Source organism: Aquibacillus sediminis (genome assembly GCF_005870085.1).
Taxonomy (GTDB): domain Bacteria; phylum Bacillota; class Bacilli; order Bacillales; family Amphibacillaceae; genus Aquibacillus_E; species Aquibacillus_E sediminis.
Genome location: NZ_SZNM01000024.1, coordinates 23,398 through 44,903 on the forward strand (window position 1 = coordinate 23,398; position 21,506 = coordinate 44,903).

The 21,506-nt window shown below is 37.5% G+C and carries 21 protein-coding genes and 1 riboswitch; of the genes, 11 read left to right on the forward strand and 10 right to left on the reverse strand.

Annotation, left to right across the window (positions count from 1 at the left end; genetic code table 11):
• The first annotated feature begins 55 nt into the window (after positions 1-55).
• Complete coding sequence (locus FCI53_RS17215) at positions 56-457, forward strand: YugN-like family protein (RefSeq protein ID WP_138420283.1); 402 nt, start codon at positions 56-58, stop codon at positions 455-457.
• On the opposite strand, the gene FCI53_RS17220 is transcribed toward FCI53_RS17215, so the two are convergent.
• Together FCI53_RS17220 and FCI53_RS17225 are read right to left on the reverse strand one after the other, a co-directional pair.
• Positions 452-1,450, reverse strand: a complete 999-nt coding sequence (locus tag FCI53_RS17220) for a potassium channel family protein (protein WP_138420284.1) — start codon at positions 1,448-1,450, stop codon at positions 452-454. The genes FCI53_RS17215 and FCI53_RS17220 overlap by 6 nt on opposite strands.
• 740 nt (positions 1,451-2,190) lie before the next feature.
• Positions 2,191-2,745, reverse strand: a complete 555-nt coding sequence (locus tag FCI53_RS17225; protein WP_138420285.1) for a thioredoxin family protein — start codon at positions 2,743-2,745, stop codon at positions 2,191-2,193.
• 133 nt (positions 2,746-2,878) lie between these two features.
• Between FCI53_RS17225 and FCI53_RS17230 the strand changes: the two genes are divergently transcribed.
• Together FCI53_RS17230 and FCI53_RS17235 are read left to right on the forward strand one after the other, a co-directional pair.
• Positions 2,879-3,937 carry a M20/M25/M40 family metallo-hydrolase gene (locus FCI53_RS17230; protein ID WP_138420286.1) on the forward strand — a complete coding sequence of 353 codons (1,059 nt, stop codon included), beginning with the start codon at positions 2,879-2,881 and terminating at the stop codon, positions 3,935-3,937.
• Positions 3,938-4,023: 86 nt separating this feature from the next.
• A riboswitch (FMN riboswitch) is annotated at positions 4,024-4,173 on the forward strand.
• A gap of 152 nt (positions 4,174-4,325) precedes the next feature.
• Positions 4,326-4,895 carry an ECF transporter S component gene (locus FCI53_RS17235; protein ID WP_138420287.1) on the forward strand — a complete coding sequence of 190 codons (570 nt, stop codon included), beginning with the start codon at positions 4,326-4,328 and terminating at the stop codon, positions 4,893-4,895.
• A gap of 69 nt (positions 4,896-4,964) precedes the next feature.
• On the opposite strand, the gene FCI53_RS17240 is transcribed toward FCI53_RS17235, so the two are convergent.
• Together FCI53_RS17240 and FCI53_RS17245 are read right to left on the reverse strand one after the other, a co-directional pair.
• The gene (locus FCI53_RS17240) at positions 4,965-5,351 is read right to left on the reverse strand and encodes a hotdog fold thioesterase (RefSeq protein WP_138420288.1); all 387 of its coding nucleotides are present in this window, start codon (positions 5,349-5,351) and stop codon (positions 4,965-4,967) included.
• 302 nt (positions 5,352-5,653) lie between these two features.
• Entirely contained in the window at positions 5,654-6,598 is a 945-nt protein-coding gene (locus FCI53_RS17245; RefSeq protein WP_138420289.1) for a 1,4-dihydroxy-2-naphthoate polyprenyltransferase, read from the reverse strand.
• Positions 6,599-7,166: 568 nt separating this feature from the next.
• On the opposite strand from FCI53_RS17245, the gene FCI53_RS17250 reads away from it, so the two are divergent.
• From FCI53_RS17250 to FCI53_RS17270, 5 genes are all read left to right on the forward strand, one after another.
• Positions 7,167-8,555 (forward strand): isochorismate synthase, encoded by a 1,389-nt coding sequence (locus FCI53_RS17250; RefSeq protein WP_138420290.1) that lies wholly within the window; start codon positions 7,167-7,169, stop codon positions 8,553-8,555.
• Between the two features lie 2 nt (positions 8,556-8,557).
• Positions 8,558-10,303, forward strand: a complete 1,746-nt coding sequence (gene menD / locus FCI53_RS17255; RefSeq protein WP_138420291.1) for a 2-succinyl-5-enolpyruvyl-6-hydroxy-3-cyclohexene-1-carboxylic-acid synthase — start codon at positions 8,558-8,560, stop codon at positions 10,301-10,303.
• Between the two features lie 5 nt (positions 10,304-10,308).
• Positions 10,309-11,103, forward strand: a complete 795-nt coding sequence (gene menH, locus FCI53_RS17260) for a 2-succinyl-6-hydroxy-2,4-cyclohexadiene-1-carboxylate synthase (RefSeq protein ID WP_138420292.1) — start codon at positions 10,309-10,311, stop codon at positions 11,101-11,103.
• 21 nt (positions 11,104-11,124) lie between these two features.
• Positions 11,125-11,943, forward strand: coding sequence for a 1,4-dihydroxy-2-naphthoyl-CoA synthase (gene menB / locus FCI53_RS17265; RefSeq protein WP_138420293.1), 819 nt, complete (start codon positions 11,125-11,127; stop codon positions 11,941-11,943).
• A 123-nt stretch (positions 11,944-12,066) separates the two neighbouring features.
• Positions 12,067-13,536, forward strand: a complete 1,470-nt coding sequence (locus FCI53_RS17270; protein ID WP_138420294.1) for an o-succinylbenzoate--CoA ligase — start codon at positions 12,067-12,069, stop codon at positions 13,534-13,536.
• A 607-nt stretch (positions 13,537-14,143) separates the two neighbouring features.
• Here FCI53_RS17270 and FCI53_RS17275 read toward each other — a convergent pair.
• Positions 14,144-15,391, reverse strand: coding sequence for a DNA polymerase IV (locus tag FCI53_RS17275; protein ID WP_138420311.1), 1,248 nt, complete (start codon positions 15,389-15,391; stop codon positions 14,144-14,146).
• Between the two features lie 313 nt (positions 15,392-15,704).
• On the opposite strand from FCI53_RS17275, the gene FCI53_RS17280 reads away from it, so the two are divergent.
• Positions 15,705-16,532 carry an ABC transporter ATP-binding protein gene (locus FCI53_RS17280; protein ID WP_138420295.1) on the forward strand — a complete coding sequence of 276 codons (828 nt, stop codon included), beginning with the start codon at positions 15,705-15,707 and terminating at the stop codon, positions 16,530-16,532.
• Between the two features lie 160 nt (positions 16,533-16,692).
• Here the strand turns inward: FCI53_RS17280 and FCI53_RS17285 are convergent, their stop codons facing one another.
• Positions 16,693-16,950 (reverse strand): DUF6154 family protein, encoded by a 258-nt coding sequence (locus FCI53_RS17285; RefSeq protein ID WP_138420296.1) that lies wholly within the window; start codon positions 16,948-16,950, stop codon positions 16,693-16,695.
• 126 nt (positions 16,951-17,076) lie between these two features.
• On the opposite strand from FCI53_RS17285, the gene FCI53_RS17290 reads away from it, so the two are divergent.
• A complete protein-coding gene (locus FCI53_RS17290; protein ID WP_138420297.1) occupies positions 17,077-17,391 on the forward strand; it encodes a hydrolase in 315 nt (104 codons plus the stop codon).
• A gap of 215 nt (positions 17,392-17,606) precedes the next feature.
• Here the strand turns inward: FCI53_RS17290 and FCI53_RS17295 are convergent, their stop codons facing one another.
• Positions 17,607-17,810, reverse strand: a complete 204-nt coding sequence (locus tag FCI53_RS17295; protein ID WP_138420298.1) for a hypothetical protein — start codon at positions 17,808-17,810, stop codon at positions 17,607-17,609.
• A gap of 429 nt (positions 17,811-18,239) precedes the next feature.
• Between FCI53_RS17295 and ytkD the strand changes: the two genes are divergently transcribed.
• A complete protein-coding gene (ytkD, locus tag FCI53_RS17300) occupies positions 18,240-18,716 on the forward strand; it encodes an RNA deprotection pyrophosphohydrolase (RefSeq protein ID WP_138420299.1) in 477 nt (158 codons plus the stop codon).
• 86 nt (positions 18,717-18,802) lie between these two features.
• Here the strand turns inward: ytkD and FCI53_RS17305 are convergent, their stop codons facing one another.
• Genes FCI53_RS17305 through FCI53_RS17315 form a run of 3 tightly spaced genes read right to left on the reverse strand, consistent with a single transcriptional unit; the run spans position 18,803 to position 21,379 of the window.
• Complete coding sequence (locus tag FCI53_RS17305; protein ID WP_246050141.1) at positions 18,803-19,621, reverse strand: ABC transporter permease; 819 nt, start codon at positions 19,619-19,621, stop codon at positions 18,803-18,805.
• Positions 19,599-20,378, reverse strand: a complete 780-nt coding sequence (locus tag FCI53_RS17310) for an ABC transporter ATP-binding protein (RefSeq protein ID WP_138420300.1) — start codon at positions 20,376-20,378, stop codon at positions 19,599-19,601. The genes FCI53_RS17305 and FCI53_RS17310 overlap by 23 nt, the downstream gene beginning before the upstream one ends.
• Positions 20,379-20,389: 11 nt before the next feature.
• Positions 20,390-21,379 (reverse strand): ABC transporter substrate-binding protein, encoded by a 990-nt coding sequence (locus tag FCI53_RS17315; RefSeq protein ID WP_138420301.1) that lies wholly within the window; start codon positions 21,377-21,379, stop codon positions 20,390-20,392.
• Between the last annotated feature and the right edge of the window lie 127 nt (positions 21,380-21,506).

Sequence of the window (21,506 nt, forward strand, 5' to 3'; positions counted from 1 at the left end):
GACATAGAACCGGATAATTTAGGGTAAAGTATAATAAAAAAGGAGTTTTCCTATCATGATACCTGTTCCATCACAACTTGAAGACCGTGTATTCCCATTATATGAGCTAGAAAAGCAATTAAAACCGTTAGGCTATGTCATTGGTGGTAATTGGGACTATGACCATGGATCAATCGACTATAAGATGGCGGACGATGATGGCTATCAATTTATCCGCATCCCCTTTACACTTGAAGAAGGCATGCTTGATGCACCAGGAGCTATTGTTCGGATTGGACAACCTTTGTTACTCCATCATAAATATCAACCAAGTGTTGAGGATCATGCGGATAATGGAGTCATTCAAGGAGCGATCAACCAATTTCAATCACCTACAGATCCAGATGCGGAAGTTTCGGATAAGTATATCGAAAAAGGCAAACGGTTAATTGAGCAAGTGGAACGGATTTTATTATAGACTTGTCAACACAAGTAAATAATCATTATCTTTTAATTTTGTGTCGAATGGAGGGTTAAGCATTAACTCTCCATCCCTCATGATTCCAATTAAAATTTGTTCTAGTGATACATAGTAATCCGAGCATTCTAGAAAAGTATATCCCTTCATTTCTGGTGGTAACAGAATATGGTGAAATTGTTGATTTCCTAATACCTCCAGTAATACATCAAAAGGTTTGACTGGTTCATCACGAAAGATTTCTTGGAAAAATAATGTGCTCATAAAGTCGTTGGAGCGGATAACACTGTCTGCCCCTGCTCTTTTTGCATTGGTAATTTGTTCTTTGGTTAAGATTTCAGATATGATATACACATTTGGATTATTTCCTTTAACAGCAAGGGTTGTTAAGATACTTGTTTGATCTGCTTGCCGCTCTTTTTTGTTAGGATCCGACGTAATAACAACATACTTCGCTTCATCAATATTGGCTTTTTTCAAAATTTCATCTTCTGTAGCATTTCCGCGAATAAAATGGATGTAATGTTTTTGGAATGCTAAATTGTCTAAGGATTGATCGATTAGAACAATTTGTACATCAAAGTCTTTTTTATGAATGGTGTCTACCAATTGTTTTGTTCTTTCATTCCAACCAACAAAAATAATGTGATCTTTGCCTTTATATTCAACTCTTCCTTTCGATAATTCTTGTTCTTGTTTTATTGTTCCAGCAGATATGGTAGCCATATAGAATGTTACCACGCCGCCTCCAGCTAAAATTAGAAAAATTGCTAAAACTTTTCCCATAGCACTTAAGGGTACATAGTCCCCATAGCCGACAGTTGATCCTGTCACAAATGCCCACCAGATACCATCAAATACACTAGGGAAATGCTCTGGTTCGATTAGATGAATGACCGTACCGAACAACAGCATGGTGATCAGAACGGTTAAAAGTAAACGAACAAAAACAGGTAGATGAAAATAAAATTGCCAAAATCTGTATAAATTCATAACTGCATACTTCCCCTATCTTTTTTAAGGCTCTTATCGTAAGTTTTGTTAATCTCTAGTGCATATAAGCTGTATTATACGACATAAATTTACGTTCCTTTCTGTCTGAATTTAATATGTATTATACGATCGTTCCGGCAGAATACTCCGCTTTCCGTGGGCATGGCCTCAGCCTCCTCGCAAAAACCGCTGCGGGGTCTTCGGACTCATGCTATTCCCACAGGAGTCTCCGTATTCTGCCTACACTGTAATAAATTTTCTGTTTTTTGATCATTTTTTTAGGATAACTAAACTAAAAGCTTATTGGCTTTCATCCGCTTTAACATAAAAATATCTAGTAATCGAGATTTTATCTGCATACATATAATGCTACAAGTAGTGATTTTATGGAAGTTCCTTAAACTATGGTCAAACTATAAATCCTGACAAGTTCAAAACGCGCAAACAGCGGAGGCAATACACGGAGACTCCTACGGGAGGAAAGGCCTAGGTGAGACCCCGCAGCGAGGGACGAGCGAGGAGGCTCATCAGCCGCCTTAGGATGCGCGTAGTGTATTGCCGCAGCGCCATTCAGCACTCACCTTACTAAGAATGGACGGCAGTCATGTCGTATAATTCAGCTTATATGCATAAACAGCAAGGTATTAAGAACAGCCTTTTAAAAGCCAGTATTGCCCAAAGTAATGAATTGTATAATGCAAATATGTAATAAAAAAAACCAACTTGCAGTGAAAGTTGGTTTAAATATTCGTTAATGTTTGCTTAATACTTAGATATACTTGGTTCCAAAAATCTGTATTTTCACGGTAGGATTTGCTTACAAAAGTGAATACTTGTTTTTGTTTATCTTTAAAATCTGCTGCATTTTTTGCTGGGAGGTTAGCTGTAGCTTCCTCAACAAATGTTTGAATCTTTGGTGCACGAGGTCCCCATGTTGCTCGTTCTTTCCCTTCTTCATCAATAAAAATAAAGATAGGAATCGACCTTGATTTTCCGTTCGTTAGATATTGATCCATTAATTCAAGGTTGTTGTCCCTCGCCAAAAAACTTGCTTCGATATTTGCTTTTTGAGCGATATGTAATAGGATTGGGATGTTCATCATTGCATCCCCACACCAATCTTCCGTTAAGACAATCACCCGTAAGTTCTTTTTCTGTACTTGTTTAAAGAAATCATCGTCATCTGGGATTTCAAAATGATCAAAAACATGTAATAAATTTTCTTTATTTGTTTTCATTGATTCAATATATTCGTCTGGGTCTATCCCTTTTTCAAACCATTCTTGTAAATTCAATTAGTCCATCCTCCTATTCATAAAAAGTATAAACAACTTTAATAAAGGAAGTAAAAGGATATGCCTTTTAGCCATCTTATTTAGTAATTTCCTGAATTTTTGATATGATGAGGATTGAAATGGAGGTAGTAAAATGGAACAAAACAGACAAGATTTTTTATTGGAGTTATTGAAGACACCATCTCCTTCTAGTATGGAAATGGAAATTCAGAAGAAATGGATCGACTATGTTAAACCCTTTGCAGATGAAATCATGACCGATAATGCTGGGAATGCAATTGGTGTATTGAATAAAGATGCTGATTTTAAGATATTGTTAGCGGGCCATTGTGATGAAATTGCCTTAGTGATTAATCGGATTGATGAGCAGGGCTTTTTACATTTCGATAAGATGGGTGGCATTAATCCAAAAGCGGCTGTTGGTATGAAGGTAACTGTGCTTGGATTTAATGAAACAGTAACCGGCGTTATAGGTGTTAACGCACAACACCATGGTGGAATTAAAGGTGATTTTGATTTAGAAGATTTATTTATCGATTGTGGTGCAAAATCAAAAGAAGAAATGGAAAAATATGTTCAAATTGGTGATTTAGCGGTCTACAAACGTGAACCAGAATTCTTAATGGATCGTTACATAACAGGTAGAGGGTTAGATAACCGAACAGGGGCATTTATCGTTGCTGAAGTTTTAAGACGTTTATCAGAAAAACAAATCAATGTTGGTGTGTATGCTGCAAGCACAGTTAATGAGGAGACCAATATGGGTGGCGCTTATTTTGCTGCAGCCGGCATCGAACCAACGATGGCTATTGCTTGTGATGTTACGTTTTCGACAGATTATCCAAGTGTGAATAAGAATAAACATGGAGATATTCGCTTAGAAAAAGGACCAGTACTAGCTAAAGGAGCCCCAATTAATATTAAAATCAATAAGCTGTTAGAACAAGCAGCACGTTCATTGAATATGAATGTACAATATGAGTTAACAACAAGAAACACTGGGACAGATGCCGATCGTATGAGATTGACTGGTAGAGGTGTTCCAGTTAGTTTGGTATCTTTGCCATTACGCTACATGCATGCTCCAGTTGAAACAGCTAGTATCAAAGATATTGATGAAGAAATTGATCTAATTGTGAAAATGATTGAAGATTTAACAGGGAAAGAGAGCTTGAATCCATTAGAAGATTAATATTCACTCAATGTTCACTAATTCACAAGTGTATGTATTCACAAATTACGAAAAATGTTATACAATAACTTTAAATTAAATATCGATTCTATCTTCGGGGCAGGGTGCAATTCCCGACCGGCGGTGATGAGTGTAATGAAACACTCTTAGTCCGTGACCCGCTTTCAAAATGAAAAGCGGTGGACCTGGTGCAACTCCGGGACCGACAGTTACAGTCTGGATGGGAGAAGATAAAGAGCGAAAAAGGTATAGTATATACCTTTATTTCCTATTATACGTATACCCTAAAGCCCCCATAGGTTTTAGGGTTTTTTATATGGTAGGAATAAGTGCTCTCCCTTCATCAGTAGATTAGAATCGATGTAAAGTGATGAAGGAGGAGAAGATTATGCAAAAATCTTCAAAATTATTAAAGTTAATTACTTTCTCGTTGTTGGGTACTGTTTCGTTTTTGGTCATGTTTTTAAATTTCCCGTTGCCGTTTTTACCAGCCTTTTTAAAAATTGATTTTAGCGACGTGCCAGCATTAATTGCAGCGCTAATTTTTAGTCCGGTAGCAGGTGTCATTGTTGAATTGATTAAGAATATTTTACATCTCTTATTAGGTGGCGGTGAACCTGTTGGTGTTACTGCTAACTTAATTGCAGGTATTCTGTTCGTTGTGCCTGTTGCACTTATTTATCATCGTTTTAAAGGTGTAAAGAGTATTGTTTCTGGTCTTGTAGCCAGTACGATTATTATGACGATTGCTATGGGAGTTCTAAATTATTACTTCCTTTTACCAGCATATAGTTTGATGTTTGGTATTGAAGAATATAACACAGCTAAATTTGCCATTGTAACCGGTGGTGTTATACCGTTTAATATCGTAAAAGGAATTATTGTTGGTTTATTATTCATACCATTATTTACAAAATTACGACCATGGATGGAGCGAAAACAAGCTAGTTTTTCATAAAGGTACAGGGATGCTAATGTAGCATCCCTGTTTTTAGGTGTTAGGAACGGTTAATAGTGATAACTGTCATTATTTCTTCTTTGGTACAATCCCAATTGTACATCTAGATATTGCAATTAATTGCTCTTCTTCATCAACAATCTTTATTTCCCATACCATCGTAGTTTTTCCAATATGTATTGGAGTTGCTCGCCCTAGGACCCAACCATCGCGTTTACTTTTAATGTGATTGGCGTTAATTTCGATTCCAAAAACGTTGAACTTAATAGGGTCAACATGTAAGAATGCTCCAATACTAGCTGCAGTTTCCGCAAGCGCCACACTTGCTCCCCCATGAAGAACCCCCATTGGTTGGTGTGTTCTAGCATCCACGGGCATTTTTAGTTCAACGTTGTTTTTTTCTACTCGGACTGTTTCAATTCCTAGTGATTCCATTAATGTATTAGAAAAATCCATTAGTTTCTCTCCTTTGCAAAAAACTCTTTCATAATAAATTTTTTGGTGCCTACTATTCTCAAAGAGCATTCTTGTGGACATGGACATTTTGCGGAACGAAGAACCATTTCTATTCTTGGGCGGTCTCTCATTCCGTTATTCTTGTTTTTAGACGCTTTTTGCGGTATAGCCGTTCCTCATGCTGTTATCTGTGGATTTTTGGTGTGTTGGCAAGCTTTGATTGGTCACACAATGCGATGGTAGAATAAAAAGGTTGTCCTACAGTAATGGATAATCTCCCTCTTACTTGTAGGACAACCTTCTTAAAATGTTATAGGAATAAAAAGTTGTATTAGTAACGATAATCCTAATAAGAAGCCAAAAATTGTATTTGTTTTGGCTGAGAATCCCATCGCTGACATCATTTCATAGTTGTATTTTTTACCCTTGAATCCTTTATAAGCATTATTCGCCATTTTCAAACTTAATAAAGTAATAAGTGACCATAGTGGTAAAATTCCTATCACAATATAAATGATGGTCAATAGGTAGTTTAGGATAAACATAATTCCAAGTAGATGGATTGCATTCTTTTGACCAATTAGAATTGCGATCGTTTTTCTTCCGTTTTCTTTATCTCCATCATGATCTCTAATATTATTAGCAAGGTTGATCAAACCAATAAATATGGCAACAGGAATGGAAATAAGAAAAACGTTACCAGTAAGTTGTCCTGTCTGAATAAAATAACTGATGGCGATTATGACTGTACCCATGAAGAACCCTGAGCTTAATTCCCCAAATGGTGTGTATGCTATTGGACGAGGTCCACCAGAATATAGGTAGCCTTGTAGGATACAAATTAAGCCGACAGCCATTACCCACCAATTGGATTGAATACAGAGGAAGACACCGAGTAACATGGCAACACCAATAAATGTATTGGCTAAGTTCCGTACGGTCTTTGGTTTAATGCCATCACGTACAATGGTACCGCCAATACCAATCGAGTTTTCATTATCCAACCCTCTCACATAGTCAAAATATTCATTAAACATGTTGGTAGCCGCTTGAATTAGTAAAGATGCAATCAGCATTGCCAAAAATAGTAAAAAGCTAAAGGCTTGGTCAAGTGTAGCTAACATAGTTCCAACAAATACTGGGATAAATGATGCCGTTAATGTATGTGGTCGTAGCATTCGCCACCATACATGAAAGCCAGGCTTTTCATTTAAGGCGCTCTTTACATTATTGTCGAGTGTTTGCATAATGATTATTTCTCCCCTTAACAACGCCTATAAGTGCGTGCTCAAAAAGGAATTTAAAAGGACCAAGAAGATCGAGGCGGTTCATCTCTCAAGGACTGAGCGTATGCTTTTAGGGAACTAAGACCTAAAAAAGCAAACGATCCAGAACCGACGATATGTCCTTTTACCAGACCTTTTGAACATTCTCTATAAAAGCGAATATTATCATATTAAGTTTAGGTAATACAATCAAGTGTGTCAATGTTAACCCTTGTATTATTTGTTAGGAATTAGTTCCAATTGTTGAGAATCAAAGATAAACAGAATAAAATAGATAATGATGTGTATCTCATATTTTGCCCGCTTTAACAGCAGTAAAATCCTTACATAAAGCTTAAGAGGAATTAAAAAAAGATAAACGGGGGTTTATTTGACTGTAAAGCTTTCCCTTGGTTAGACCACTATCACTGAGGATGAAGCATGCAGATTACTGAAGCAAGATTCACTTTGTTTTCAAATAGAATGCAATATAATATAATATATAAGTCTTAAAAAGGACAACCATAAACCTATTGGAGGGTTTATTAAGATGATTCAAAAAGAAATGAAACGTGTTGTGGAGCTTGTAGGAGAAGTTATTCATGTAGCAAAACAAAAACAATCTCCACAACTTTTAAGTATAACGGATAAAATTGAACCGACGGATCCATACCACTTTTTTGAACAAGCTAAACAGATTGGTGAAAATCGATTGTTTTGGTCAAGCACGACAGAAGGATTTTATTTGGTTGGTGCTGGTGAAACTTTTGCAATCAAAGCTAATCAAAGAAATCGATATGAGCAAACAGAAAAACAATGGCAACAAATGCTAGCAAATGCCGTGATTTATAATCCTTATCAATCACCAGGAACTGGCCCAATTGCAATTGGGGGTTTTTCATTTGACCCTGAAAAGGAAAAAACGACTTTATGGAATAATTTTGATGATAGTCAGTTTCGAGTACCAACTTATTTATTGACAATTACAGAGAACACGTATTATTTGACGCTGAATATTATGGTACGTCCAGAAGATCATGCACAACAAATTGAATATATGATTGAGAAGGACAAGCAACTATTGTTTCACACCACAGGGTCAACATATGAGACACCAGTCATTTCAAACAAACAAGAAATTGGTGCTACTGACTGGAAGCAAGTTGTCGATCAAGCTACCGAGGCGATTATGCAAAATCAAGTAAGTAAAGTAGTACTCGCGAGAGAAATGCGGGTAACATTTGAAAAAACGGTAAATATAACTGCTATCTTAGCTAATTTGATGCGTACGCAAACAAGGAGCTATATTTTTGCTATCGAAAACAACAGCGATTGTTTTTTAGGTGCTACACCGGAACGTTTGGTTCGTGTCGATGGTGAGCAATTGTTATCAACATGTCTTGCAGGTACGGCACCTCGTGGGAATAGTGTGGCAGAAGATAACCAAATTGGTCAGCAATTGTTGCATGATGAAAAAAATCGTTCTGAACATCAATTCGTTGTTGAAATGATTCGAGATGCGATCGCTTCCTATTGTGATAACATTGTAATTCCCAATAAACCAGTCTTATATCCTTTGAAAAACTTGCAACATTTGTATACACCTGTTAAAGCAAAATTGAAAAAAACACATACGATTTTTGATATTGTGAAAGAACTTCACCCAACCCCTGCACTCGGAGGGTTCCCAAGACAAGCATCGCTAACATTTATTCGCGATTATGAACAACTAGATAGAGGTTGGTACGGGGCACCAATAGGTTGGCTTGATGCTAATCAAAGTGGCGAATTTGCTGTTGCGATTCGGTCCGCATTAGTAAAAGAGACGGAAGCCTCCTTATTTGCAGGTTGTGGAATTGTAAAAGACTCTGACCCCGAGGAAGAATATCAAGAAACAACGATGAAATTCACACCAATGCTATCGGTTTTAGGGGGGTAAACATGGAATATACAGAAAAACTTACAAGGTATGTCGCATCTTTTGTGGATGAATTGTATCAAAACGGTGTCGAAGATGTTGTGGTATCACCTGGTTCACGATCGACTCCAATGTCGATGACGTTTGCTGAGTACCCTCATATTCAACATTGGGTAAATATGGACGAACGTTCGGCAGCTTTTTTTGCTTTAGGAATGGCCAAACAACAGCATAAACCCGTGGCGCTTGTCTGTACATCTGGAACAGCAGCTGCTAATTATTACCCAGCCATCGTGGAAGCTTATTATAGTAGAACCCCATTAATTGTCATAACAACGGATCGTCCTCATGAACTAAGGGATGTAGGCGCGCCGCAAGCAATTGAACAAATTAATATGTATGGGGAATATGTCAAATGGTTCCATGAAATGGCATTACCTGAGGCTACACCAGCCATGCTTGATTATGTTCGAAGTAAAGGGGCAAGGGCATTTCATACTGCAATGCAGGGAAACCCAGGTCCTATTCATTTGAATTTTCCATTTCGAGAGCCATTAATGCCAGATTTTACTCTTAATAATCTATGGAATAACGAGACTCTATTGACTAGCCATCATGCAACGCTAGATGGTGAACGCAGATTATCTAATAGGCAACTTGATCAATTGATTTCCCAATTGGCAGAATATCGCCAAGGGTTGATTGTTTGTGGGCCGCAGATGGATCTAGCATTGGCTAACAGTGTGACAGAACTTGCCAAACACTGGGGGATTCCAATACTTGCAGATCCATTATCCCAATTACGTACTGGTGATCATGATAAGGAGTACGTTATCGAAAGTTATGATGCGATATTAAAAAGTCAACAAGTGAGGCAGCAATTAAACCCAGACTTCATCATTCGATTTGGTGCTATGCCTGTTTCGAAACCGTATTTATTGTTTTTGAAAGAAAAACAAGGGATGACGCATTTTGTTGTGGAAGCAAGTGAAGGGTATCGGGAGCCTACAGGTAGTCCGACGCGGTTTATTTATGTAGAACCGGCTCAGTTGTGTGAAGATTTGCTAGCAGCTAGTTCGCTATCCTTTGATACTAGTTGGTTAAGTCGTTGGCAGCAGATGAATCGTATTGCCAAACAGTATCTTTTAGAGCCTGAAGGAGAAGCATTAACAGAGGGCCATGCCGTTACATATTTAGCAGAAGCTGCACCGGATTCAAGTACAGTATTTGTAGGGAATAGTATGCCAATCAGAGATATTGACACGTTCTTTATGAATCGCACGAAGCAGATCAAATTGCTCGGTAATCGTGGGGCGAATGGAATTGATGGGTTAACCTCAAGTGCACTAGGCGCAGCCGCTCATGGAGAAAAGGTTACACTTTTGATTGGCGATTTATCCTTTTTCCATGATTTTAATGCATTATTGATAGCGAAACAATACAATTTAAATTTAACCGTCGTGCTAATTAACAATAATGGTGGTGGAATCTTTTCCTTTTTACCACAATCGAAGGAAAACTCCCCGCATTATGAAGTACTATTTGGTACACCGTTAGATATTGATTTTAAACATATCGTTACCATGTATCAAGGCACTTACCAACAGCCTACAACATGGGAGGCATTCCAGCAAGCTTTATCGGAAAGCTATCAGCATCAAGGACTGTCTGTTATTGAAGTTCAAACCAACCGGCAGGAAAATGTCGATTGGCACAAGCGGAAGTGGGAACAGATCCAAGAGCATCTAGTTTCTCTATTTGAAGGGTGAAAACTATGTACTATTCAATAGGTCAAAAGCAGTATTGGTTGGAGCAACATGGACAAGGTGATCCGCTTGTGTTACTTCATGGTTTTACAGGAAGTACAAGAACTTGGGATGCCTTTGTGGAAAAATGGAAGGATAAGTATAAGGTGCTTACTATTGATCTCCCAGGCCATGGCAAAACACAAGTGAATAAAATTGTTCAAATGGAAGAGGTTTGTGACGACTTACATACCTTGCTTCGCGGCTTAGGTTATCCACCTGTTCATGTGATTGGTTATTCAATGGGTGGTAGAACAGCTCTTTCTTTTGCAATGATGTATCCTAATGATGTCGCTTCGCTTATGCTAGAGAGTGCATCACCTGGACTCCGTGAGTCAAAACAACAATTAGCAAGACAAAAAAATGATGAACGTCTAGCAAGAAAAATAGAGACAGAAGGTTTACGTGCTTTTGTCGATTACTGGGAAAAGATCCCTTTATTTGAAACACAGCACATGCTTCCGCAATCTATTCAAACTAGATTACGACAGGAGCGTTTGAGTCAATTTGAACAAGGGCTTGCAGCTTCATTAAGAGGTATGGGAACAGGCCAGCAACCTTCATGGTGGGACCAATTATCAAACTTATCAATCGATGTTTTATTAATTGTTGGTGCATTAGATAGTAAATTTGTTGACATTGCCAAACAAATGTCGGATAGTATAAAATCGAGTAGATTGGAAATTGTTGCACAGGCGGGACATGCGGTTCATGTGGAACAAGCTCAAAAATTTGATACAATAGTAAGTGATTTCTTAAGTTAATCATGAATGGAGGATCAATCAATGGCTATTGAATGGACTAATGAAAGAAACTATGAAGATATTCTTTATGAAACATATAATGGGATTGCCAAAATTACCATTAATCGCCCGGAAGTGCGAAACGCCTTTCGTCCACAAACAGTCAATGAATTAATTGACGCATTTACATATGCTAGAGATGACTCGAATGTCGGTGTAATCGTACTTGCTGGTGCGGGTGACGATGCATTTTGTTCTGGTGGGGATCAAAAAGTACGAGGTCATGGTGGCTATGTAGGTGATGATCACATCCCTCGCTTAAATGTTCTTGATTTACAACGACTGATCCGTGTTATACCAAAACCAGTTGTAGCAATGGTATCTGGTTATGCGATTGGTGGTGGCCATGTACTACATGTTGTTTGTGACTTAACAATTGCAGCAGATAATGCTATTTTTGGACAAACAGGACCAAAAGTTGGAAGCTTTGATGCTGGTTACGGTGCTGGTTACTTAGCACGTATTGTAGGACATAAAAAAGCTCGTGAAATATGGTTCTTATGTCGTCAGTATGATGCACAAGAAGCGAAAGAGATGGGGCTTGTTAATACAGTAGTACCGGTTGATCAATTAGAAGCGGAAACAGTACAGTGGTGTGAAGAAATGTTAGAAAAATCTCCAACAGCTTTACGTTTCTTAAAAGCTTCATTCAATGCAGATACTGATGGATTAGCAGGTTTACAACAAATGGGTGGAGACGCAACATTGTTGTATTACACAACAGATGAAGCGAAAGAAGGCCGAGATGCATTTAAGGAAAAACGTAACCCAGACTTTAAACAGTTTCCACGTTTCCCTTAATAAAACACATGTCAATGGGACCAATGCACGTTTGTGTGTTGGTCTTTCATATGTAATGAAGTAATAATCCGTTTAAGAAGGAGCTTTTTGAACGTTCCTCTATTGAAAGAAAGGGTTCTGTGAATGAGTGAAATAATGGAGCACTGGCTAGAGAAGCGAGCAAATCTCTCTCCAAATGAATTAGCAATAGAAATGCCGAATCATACCTCGATCACTTTTAAACAATTACGGGATCGTGCGAGAACCTTTGCGAGAAAATTGGTAACTTGTGGGGTGCGTGAAGGAGATCATGTTGCCCTTTATGTTAATAACTCTGTAGAAATGGTTGTTGTCATTCATGCGATCTCCTACATAGGTGCCGTTGCTGTATTGATTAATACTAGATTGTCAAAGACAGAAATTGCTTATCAATTAACAGATGCGCGTGTTTCCATGTTGGTAACGTCTGATCAACTGTATGAACAAGGAACAGATATAGAAACCGCTATCCCTGTTTACTGCTTTAAAGATATCGAACAACAATCAGCTGCAAACATTGACCTTAAACAAGAAGTAAGCTTAGATGACTTGTTTACGATTATTTATACTTCTGGTACAACCGGTTTCCCTAAAGGGGTCAAACATACATACGGAAATCATTGGTGGAGTGCTGTTTCGTCTGCATTAAATATAGGTTTAGATCACGATGATAAATGGTTGGCTTCCTTACCACTATTTCACGTCGGTGGATTGTCGATCTTAATGAAAAGCGTTATTTATGGGATGCCTGTTTATTTACTAGAAAAATTTGATGTAGATGTGGTACATAAAGCTATTGTTCAAGAAGGAGTCACAATGGTTTCGGTTGTATCTATTCTTTTAGATCGTTTAATCGAAAGATTGGCGGATGGGTTTTATCCTGAAACCTTTCGATGTATGTTGCTTGGTGGCGGACCAGCACCTCAAGTTCTTTTACAAAAAGCTAAAAATAAAGGGATACCTGTATTCCAAACGTACGGTATGACAGAAACCTCGTCGCAAATCGTTACATTAAGTCCAACGTACGCTTTAGATAAATTAGGTTCAGCAGGCAAAGCACTATTCCCCGCCCAATTAAAAATAATGAAAGAGCATCGTGTTGCGGATGAATTTGAAGTTGGAGAGATTACAGTTAAGGGTCCAATGGTGACAGATGGCTACTTTGCTAATGAGGAAGCGAACGAAAAAGCTTTTCACAATGACTGGCTTTCCACTGGTGATTTAGGATATCTTGATGATGAAGGATTTCTATATGTCATGGATCGGCGAAAAGATTTAATTATTTCTGGGGGAGAAAACGTTTATCCAGCAGAGATTGAAAGTGTATTGGCTGGGATACCTGGTGTGAAAGAAGCAGGGGTTGTTGGGATTGAGGATGATACTTGGGGGCAAGTGCCAGTTGGATTTGTCGTGAAAACTAGCGTTGATTTGGATGAGGACGCGATCTTACATAGTTGTTCTGATCAGTTAGCGAAATATAAAATACCGAAGCAAATTTATTTTGTCGATGCACTTCCTAGAAACGCATCGAATAAACTAGTAAGGCATAAATTGCTAGAGTGGATAGAGCGGTAGCGGCGAGTCTATTCCTTACATTCTGATTGAAATTAGTGCGACTATATCGTTCCGGCAGAATACTCCGCTTTCCATGGGCACGGCCTCGGGCCAACAGGATGTTGGTCACGCAGGCGTTGCTCGCGTGTCCGTGGCGACCTTAGCCTGTGTTCCTATATTCACTGTAGGATCTTCATCTCGTGCTGTTCCCATAGGACAAGGAAGGCTTCGGTAGCGATACATCGCACGAAGAAAATCGGTTTGTATTTTCGAGGAGTCTCCGTATTCTGCCTACACTGTTAAAAATTTTCTGATTACTGATAGATGTAATACATTCCAAAACAGTAATAAAGAAATTTACTTTAATGTTGTGTTATAACATCCCCAATTAAAGTAAATATCTGATTTTATCAAGCAAAGCACTAAAAAGCTTCAGAGTACTGAAAAAAGCGTAGTGTATTTCCGCAGCGATATTAGCACTCATCATATATAGGAAGTTGCAAGTTATGGCGTATAATATAGCAAATGCGCCACAAAAGTAATAAAGCTTATAAAATGTCTTCCTCTAAAAGTTAGTCGACTATGAACCCTCTATTAACCCAACAATAGGGGAGACATTCAGGAACTTTTAAGCTTTATGCCCACCAATTTTTTTACTGCGTTCTAAGGTCACACCTCCATCAGTAAAACTAGTTGCTCGTAATAGAGATGTAGGACCATAACGTTCTCGAATTTGATCCATTACATAGCCAATATCTTTTTTCTTTGTTCGATTTTCAAATAAATCGAGCTGTGTTTCTTGATCATCATATAACTGTTCTAAAGACACAGATACTTTTCGAATTTTACTGGTTCCATCATAAAATTTATGAAATAATTGGATACAAACATGATAGACATCCATGGTCACATTAGTTGGTAGTTCAATCGAACGAGAGCGATGAAAACCGCCACCAGTTTCTAGGGAGTAACTAATTCCTAAATGAATGGTTCGACCAGCTTGATGCGCTGTTCTGGCGCGGCGACAAACCTCTTCACACAGATCCAAGATACAGGCAAATACTTCGTGTTGCTCGTAATCACGTAATAATGTAATACCATGACCAAAGCCTTTTTGTTCATTCTGAAAGTCTCCAAGGACTGGACTAAGGTCAATTCCCCAGGCATGCCAATACAATTGTTCGCCCATGATACCGAAACGCTTTTTTAAGCGTTCTAACGGAAAGTTTGCAACTTGTTCTAAGGTAACAATGCCAATTCGATTTAAATTGCGTTTCATTCGTGTGCCAATTCCCCAAATATCTTCAACAGGAACAGGCCACAGTTTGGTTTTTACATCTTCATATGTACATTCAGCAATCCCTGTTTTTTTTGCGTATAAATCCATTACGACCTTTGCCAAAAATTTGTTATCCCCAATACCAATCGAACAAGTAAGTCCCATCGTATCTAGAAGCTCATCTTTAATTTGTTGCGCTACATTCCAACGATTCCCATACAGTCTTTCGAGGCCATCAATCGTCACCCAAAGTTCATCAATTGAATATTGGTGAATCGCTTCTTTTGGTACATATTGGTGTAGTAACTTGGTAATCTCCACGGATACTTGTAGATAGTCTCCCATTTTTGCTTCCACGACATAGATGTTAGGATCGTCAGGTAACTCAAAATAGCGACTTACATTCTTAACACCGTGTCTTTTCTTCAATTCAGGAGATGCAGCTAGAATGATACTTCCAGATCGACTTTTATCACCAACGACAGCTAGCATGGTTGTCATTGGATCAAGCCCTTGTTTCACGCATTCGACACTAGCATAAAAGGAACGCATATCAATGCAAAGCACATCATGTTTAGGAAAATTCGTATAATCAATCATTTGCTCCACCTCCAGGAACGTATGTTCGTTTTGTATAGTATAACTTAAATGGTATGTAATAGACAATGTAAAAAATTTCCATGCAATAAAGCATAACTAGTTAGTGGGTGCAATAGGATGATGGTGATAATGCTTCTAATAAGTACCAAAGAATGTACATATATTATTTGAGAAACGTTCTCAAAACCATTGACGAAAGTCGGGAAACACAATAAACTAGGGTTAGGTATAATTCAAAATGAAAATCAGTATCAATTAGAAACTATACATTATTTTGATTGAACGCAAGCCTCGTAAGGGAGAGATTGCAATGGAAACATTGGCAGCCAAAGATTTAACGCTTGGTTATGGTGATGATATTATTATTGATGATTTAAACATCACTATTCCAAAAGGAGAAATAACCGTTTTTATTGGTGGAAATGGTTGTGGGAAATCGACATTACTTCGATCGATGGCACGATTGTTAAAACCAAAAGAAGGTGGCGTCGTGCTACATGGGGAAGATATTGCGAAAGTACCGACAAAAGATGTAGCTAAAAAATTGGCGATTTTACCGCAAAGTCCTGTAAGTCCAGAAGGCTTAACTGTTATGGATTTAGTCAAACAGGGAAGACATCCACATAAAAGTTTATTTAAAAAATGGTCACAAGAAGACCAACAAGCTGTAGAAGAAGCGTTGCAGTCCACCAATATGCTTGATTTACAAGATCGGGCAGTTGATTCATTATCAGGAGGCCAGCGTCAACGAGCGTGGATCGCAATGACCCTTGCTCAACAAACAGATACGATTTTATTAGATGAACCAACAACCTATTTAGATATGACACATCAAATTGACATTTTAGATCTCTTGTTTGAGTTGAACGAACGTGATGGTCGTACTGTCGTGATGGTTTTACATGATTTAAATCTTGCTTGTCGCTATGCACATCATATTGTTGCGATTAAAGACAAGAAGGTGTATGCGCAAGGAAGACCAGAACATATTGTCAACTGTAGTATGGTTAGTGACGTATTTCAAATGAACTGTGATGTGACATACGATCCCATGTTCGGAACACCAATGTGTATTCCCCATGGAAGAGGACGTTGTTTAATAAAAAGCGCTGTAGAAGAAGCGAAAAAAGTAAATTAAGATATCCTCACCATATAGGTGGGGTTTTTTATTGCACTGATAAGAAGTATAAATTTTAGCAAAGATGAATGTCCGGCGTAGTTGACATTTAAGAAAATCGGTATAAATTGGGATCACCTGCCCTTAAAGGCTTGTCAAATCAGCCATTAGAAACCTTCAGTTATTGTATAGATTGAGAAAATGAACTGTCATCCTCATCATCCATGATCGTATTTTTAAGTTTATTCCCCACATGGTTATGAAGATAATGAGCAAGTACTGTGTTTAATTCTTCTTTGTGACAATCTCTACAAATTTCCAATAAATCTTTATGATCCATTTGTTCTAAAATGGAATGGATAAACACCTCTAAAGATTCAGATTCATCATCATTAAAATGTTTTAAATACAATTCTAAAACCTCATCGGCAAATTTCATTTTTATCTTCCTTTCCTTTTTTGTTATAGAAGATGGAGTCTTTGTAACATACCATATGCAAAAAGATGAAAAAGTTGTTCATAAATCTTATCAAATAGAGAAAATTAAAGGGTAGGAGGGAAAGAGATGGAAAGAAAAAAATACTATGTCAATGTAGGAACGCATGAAATTTCTCAAGTTCAAGTCGGTAATAACAATGATTTTACCATTTATGCGACAGATGACGAAGTGTACCTATTAAGGCAAAAATTAGATGAAATGCATCATGATGACATACATGCTTTTTGGCGAGCGCATGTCCCAATTAAACCATATCACAATGATGAGGAAAATGATGCATACGATGAGGACATTATTTCTGCCTTTGCGATGATCCGCGATCTTGGAGATGACAAGACGAAGGAACACATTGAGAGTATGGAAATATTAGATTTGGAGTAAGAAAAAGGTGTCTTAGGAGCAACTGCTACAGACACCTTCTTTGTTTGTTTTTTATCCATTTTAATGCACATAGGCTGTATTATGTGCAGTAACTTTTATAATAGTTTTTTTATTTGAGTACTTTTTCTTTAGATAATGAGCATTTAGTACTTTTCATACATCATCCAGCGCTTTTTCTCAAGATCCTGCGTATTTACGTTTTTTTCATACATCATCTAGCGCTTTTTCCAAAGATCCTGCGTGATTACGGCTTTTTCATACATCATCCAGCGCTTTTCCCAAAGATCCTGCGTGATTACGGCTTTTTCATACATCATCCAGCGCTTTTTCTCAAGATCCTGCGTATTTACGACTTTTTCATACATCATCCAGCGTTTTTTCTCAAGATCCTGCGTATTTACGTTTTTTTCATACATCATCTAGCGCTTTTTTCAAAGATCCTGCGTGATTACGGCTTTTTCATACATCATTCAGCGCTTTTTCTCAAGATCCTGCGTGATTACGGCTTTTTTATACATCATCTAGCGTTTTTTCTCAAGATCCTGCGTATTTACGTTTTTTTTATACATCATCCAGTGCTTTTTACGTTGATTGCCACGTAATTTGAAAATCACTGTACTACACTATTTTAATTAATTAATAATTTGATGCACATAATACAGCAAATGCGCAATAAAACAGAGGGGGGAAGTAATGCATTTGTAGGAAACAATTCTCCTTGTTTTAAAAAAGTTCATAATATGAGATGATAAACTTGTATGGATTGCATATATGAATAAATGTACTAAAATGAATCATAGAAGAGGACAAACTAGAAATGCATTTAATAAAAAGGTAGCTGAATACATATGAAAATTTTTACTGATTATTATGGTAATGAAGTGAAGTTATCGTTTGAGGATCATCCCTTTTCAAAAAAACCTAAACATGTATGGGTGATTTGTCGGTATAAAGATTATTGGTTATTGACAAAACATAAAGATCGCGGGCTTGAATTTCCAGGCGGGAAAGTAGAAAACGGTGAATCTGCTGAACAAGCAGCAATACGAGAGGTGAAAGAAGAAACGGGGGGAGAAGTAAGCCAACTATTTTATGTAGGACAATATTTTGTAGATGGGAAAGGTGGAAGTATTGTAAAAAACATTTATTTTGCCTTGGTTGATGAGGTGTGTAAACAAGCAACCTATTATGAAACGGACGGCCCAGTATTGTTGGAAGAACTTCCAAACAGGATTGTCACAGATGCAAACTACAGTTTTATGATGAAAGATAAAGTGTTACCAAACAGTTTAGACTACATAGCTAATATGTCTCAATTTCAATAAGAGAAGGCTGCAGAAAAGGTTGAATCAAACCTTTTGGACAGCCTTTTATGCTGGTAGTTTGAAGCGTCTTTTTTGTCAAAAACCATTTACTCATTTTTCGTATTTTTAATTAACCATTTCTCTAATTTTTCTACTAGTTGATACATAATCGCTGCAAAAAATGCAATGATTAATAAACTATAAAGGACTAGTGTGAAGTCAAACACTTGGAATCCGTATACGATTTGATACCCTAAACCTTCTGCAGCTACTAAAAATTCACCAACAATTACCCCTACCCAAGATAACCCCACATTCACCTTAAGTGTAGAAATCATGGCAGGGAAAGAGGCAGGAACTATGGCTTCTTTAAAACATTGCCATTTACTTGCACCAAAACTTTTAAGAACTTTTATATAATTATCATCTACTTCATTAAAAGCAGAATAGATGACAAGGGTTGTAATAATAACAGAGATAATCGCCCCCATCATAATGATCGACAAGTAACCAGGACCAAGTGCAACAATGATAATAGGCCCTAAAGCTACTTTCGGTAGTGCATTTAAAACAACAAGATAAGGGTCCAAAATTTTAGAAAGTCGCTCAAACCACCATAGAAGGGCTGCTAAAAGTATACCGACAACAGTACCGATAATAAATCCAGCTACGGTTTCAAACAGCGTAACTTTTGAGTGATGCCAAAGAGAACCGTCCACTAATTTATCTGTAAACATTGACCATACCTGTGAAGGTGAGCTAAATATTAGAGGGTCAATCAATCTGAATGAACTAAGGAGTTCCCATAGTGCAAAAAAGCTAAAAAAAATGACCAGTTGCCATAAGCGAATTTTTACTCGATTAACCTTTAGCTGTTTTTGATACTGTTTAAATAATTGTTCGTCAGACAATTGTTTTTGTTTCAAGCATATTCAACTCCTCCCATACCCGATCAAATAACTGTTGATACTTTACATGTTTGCGGGCTTGAAATGGGGATAGGTCTCTGATTTCGATTGGGACTTCAAAAGTTTGATGGATGGAACCTGGATTTGCTTTCATTAGATAAATTTTATCGCTCATTGCAATTGCTTCTCCAATGTCATGCGTAACTAAAACAGAGGTTTTGTTGTATTGCTTTAATAAAACAGAGACAAGGTTTTCGAGTTTTAACTTGGTTTGGAAATCTAGAGCTGAAAATGGTTCATCAAGTAACAAAAGCTTTGGATCAGTAATCAACGTTCGAACAAGAGCTGCACGTTGCCGCATCCCACCAGATAAGCTATCAGGATAGGCATCAATTACATTTGCTAAGCCGATATCTTCTAGTAACTTAATCGCTTTTTCTTTTATTGCTCGCTGCTTGGTTTGTTGAATTTTAGGACCTAATAACACATTATCTAAAATCGTTTTCCATGGAAATAGATAATCTTGCTGCAACATATAGCCAATATTTGAATAAGAAGTAGACAGAGGCCGATGATCTAAAAGGACCTCTCCACGAGATGGTTCAATAAGGCCAGCAATAATAGATAATAGTGTTGTCTTGCCACAACCACTAGGACCTAGAAAAGAAACGAATGAACCTTTAGGGACTTGTAACGTAACATCTTCCAAAGCTTTGGTATATCCAGTTTTATAAAAGTATTGGTGTGAAGCATGGTTTACTGTTAGAAAAGACATGTTCATCCCCCCTATTCATTCATCACATCTTCAGCGATTTCTGTATTCACAAGGTCTTCATGGGCAATGTCTGCTGGTAATTCACCTGCTTCATCCATAATGGCTTTTAGGTTATTCCATTCTTCTTCATCTAGAATTGGATTTTCTGCAAAGGACCCTTGTGATTTGTAGCGATCAATCGACGATTCTAATAATTCTAGGCTCGTATCTTCAAAGTAGGCTTGCACAATTTCAGCAATTTCAGCGGCAGAATGTTCTTGAACATAGTTTTGCGCTTTATAAACTGCTCTCGTAAATTTCTTGACAGTTTCTTCGTTCTCATCGATAAAGCTTTGTTTTGCCATAAATACTGTGTATGGCACATGACCTGATTCTTCGCCAAATGAAGCAACGATATGCCCATTACCTTCTTGCTCTACTTTACTTGCAGTTGGTTCAAATAATTGAACATAATCACCAGTACCAGAAATATAAGAACTAGTTATGTTGGCAAAGTCAATGTTCTGAATTAGGTTCAGATCATTTTGTGGGTCGATTCCGTTTTGTTTTAATACAAATTCGCCCACCATTTGCGGCATCCCGCCTTTACGTTGTCCTAGAAATTCACTGCCCTTTAAATCTTCAAAGGTAAAGTCATCATGTGGTTCGCGAGCAACTAAAAAGGTACCATCTGTTTGCGTAACTTGGGCGAAATTAATAACGGGGTCGTTTGCTTCTCTGGATTCTACATAGATGGACGTTTCGGAACCAACAAGCGCCACATCGGTATTATCAGATAATAAAGAGGTCATCACTTTATCTCCACCAGCAATTGTTTGTAACTTAACATCCAATCCTTCTTCTTCAAAAAAGCCTTGCTCTAGGGCAACATATTGCGGTGCGTAAAAGATACTCCGTGTTACTTCTCCAAGGTTAACTTCTGTATTGGATTCGTTGCTAGAGCATGCAGTAACGATCAGTAATAGAGTGAATAAACTTATATTAATCAATATTTTTTTCATAACAATCACCCTTTCGTTTGTAAAGGTTTTATTTTATACAATAACTTATGTGTAGATTAAAAATGTGTGAATGCCCAACTGATTAGAAGTGAAAAATGTTGAAATTTGGATAGTAATTGTTTTGTAT

What these genes read in the sequence shown, in the direction of transcription:
- menH (WP_138420292.1), top strand. Translation starts at nt 10,309, where the DNA reads ATGTACTATTCAATAGGTCAAAAGCAGTATTGGTTGGAGCAACATGGA.
- FCI53_RS17250 (WP_138420290.1), top strand. Translation starts at nt 7,167, where the DNA reads ATGATTCAAAAAGAAATGAAACGTGTTGTGGAGCTTGTAGGAGAAGTT.
- FCI53_RS17310 (WP_138420300.1), bottom strand. Translation starts at nt 20,378, where the DNA reads ATGTCTTTTCTAACAGTAAACCATGCTTCACACCAATACTTTTATAAA.
- FCI53_RS17315 (WP_138420301.1), bottom strand. Translation starts at nt 21,379, where the DNA reads ATGAAAAAAATATTGATTAATATAAGTTTATTCACTCTATTACTGATC.
- FCI53_RS17230 (WP_138420286.1), top strand. Translation starts at nt 2,879, where the DNA reads ATGGAACAAAACAGACAAGATTTTTTATTGGAGTTATTGAAGACACCA.
- FCI53_RS17220 (WP_138420284.1), bottom strand. Translation starts at nt 1,450, where the DNA reads ATGAATTTATACAGATTTTGGCAATTTTATTTTCATCTACCTGTTTTT.
- FCI53_RS17270 (WP_138420294.1), top strand. Translation starts at nt 12,067, where the DNA reads ATGAGTGAAATAATGGAGCACTGGCTAGAGAAGCGAGCAAATCTCTCT.
- ytkD (WP_138420299.1), top strand. Translation starts at nt 18,240, where the DNA reads ATGAAAATTTTTACTGATTATTATGGTAATGAAGTGAAGTTATCGTTT.
- FCI53_RS17290 (WP_138420297.1), top strand. Translation starts at nt 17,077, where the DNA reads ATGGAAAGAAAAAAATACTATGTCAATGTAGGAACGCATGAAATTTCT.
- FCI53_RS17245 (WP_138420289.1), bottom strand. Translation starts at nt 6,598, where the DNA reads ATGCAAACACTCGACAATAATGTAAAGAGCGCCTTAAATGAAAAGCCT.
- FCI53_RS17285 (WP_138420296.1), bottom strand. Translation starts at nt 16,950, where the DNA reads ATGAAATTTGCCGATGAGGTTTTAGAATTGTATTTAAAACATTTTAAT.
- FCI53_RS17280 (WP_138420295.1), top strand. Translation starts at nt 15,705, where the DNA reads ATGGAAACATTGGCAGCCAAAGATTTAACGCTTGGTTATGGTGATGAT.
- FCI53_RS17295 (WP_138420298.1), bottom strand. Translation starts at nt 17,810, where the DNA reads ATGATGTATGAAAAAAACGTAAATACGCAGGATCTTGAGAAAAAACGC.
- FCI53_RS17235 (WP_138420287.1), top strand. Translation starts at nt 4,326, where the DNA reads ATGCAAAAATCTTCAAAATTATTAAAGTTAATTACTTTCTCGTTGTTG.
- menD (WP_138420291.1), top strand. Translation starts at nt 8,558, where the DNA reads ATGGAATATACAGAAAAACTTACAAGGTATGTCGCATCTTTTGTGGAT.
- menB (WP_138420293.1), top strand. Translation starts at nt 11,125, where the DNA reads ATGGCTATTGAATGGACTAATGAAAGAAACTATGAAGATATTCTTTAT.
- FCI53_RS17215 (WP_138420283.1), top strand. Translation starts at nt 56, where the DNA reads ATGATACCTGTTCCATCACAACTTGAAGACCGTGTATTCCCATTATAT.
- FCI53_RS17240 (WP_138420288.1), bottom strand. Translation starts at nt 5,351, where the DNA reads ATGGATTTTTCTAATACATTAATGGAATCACTAGGAATTGAAACAGTC.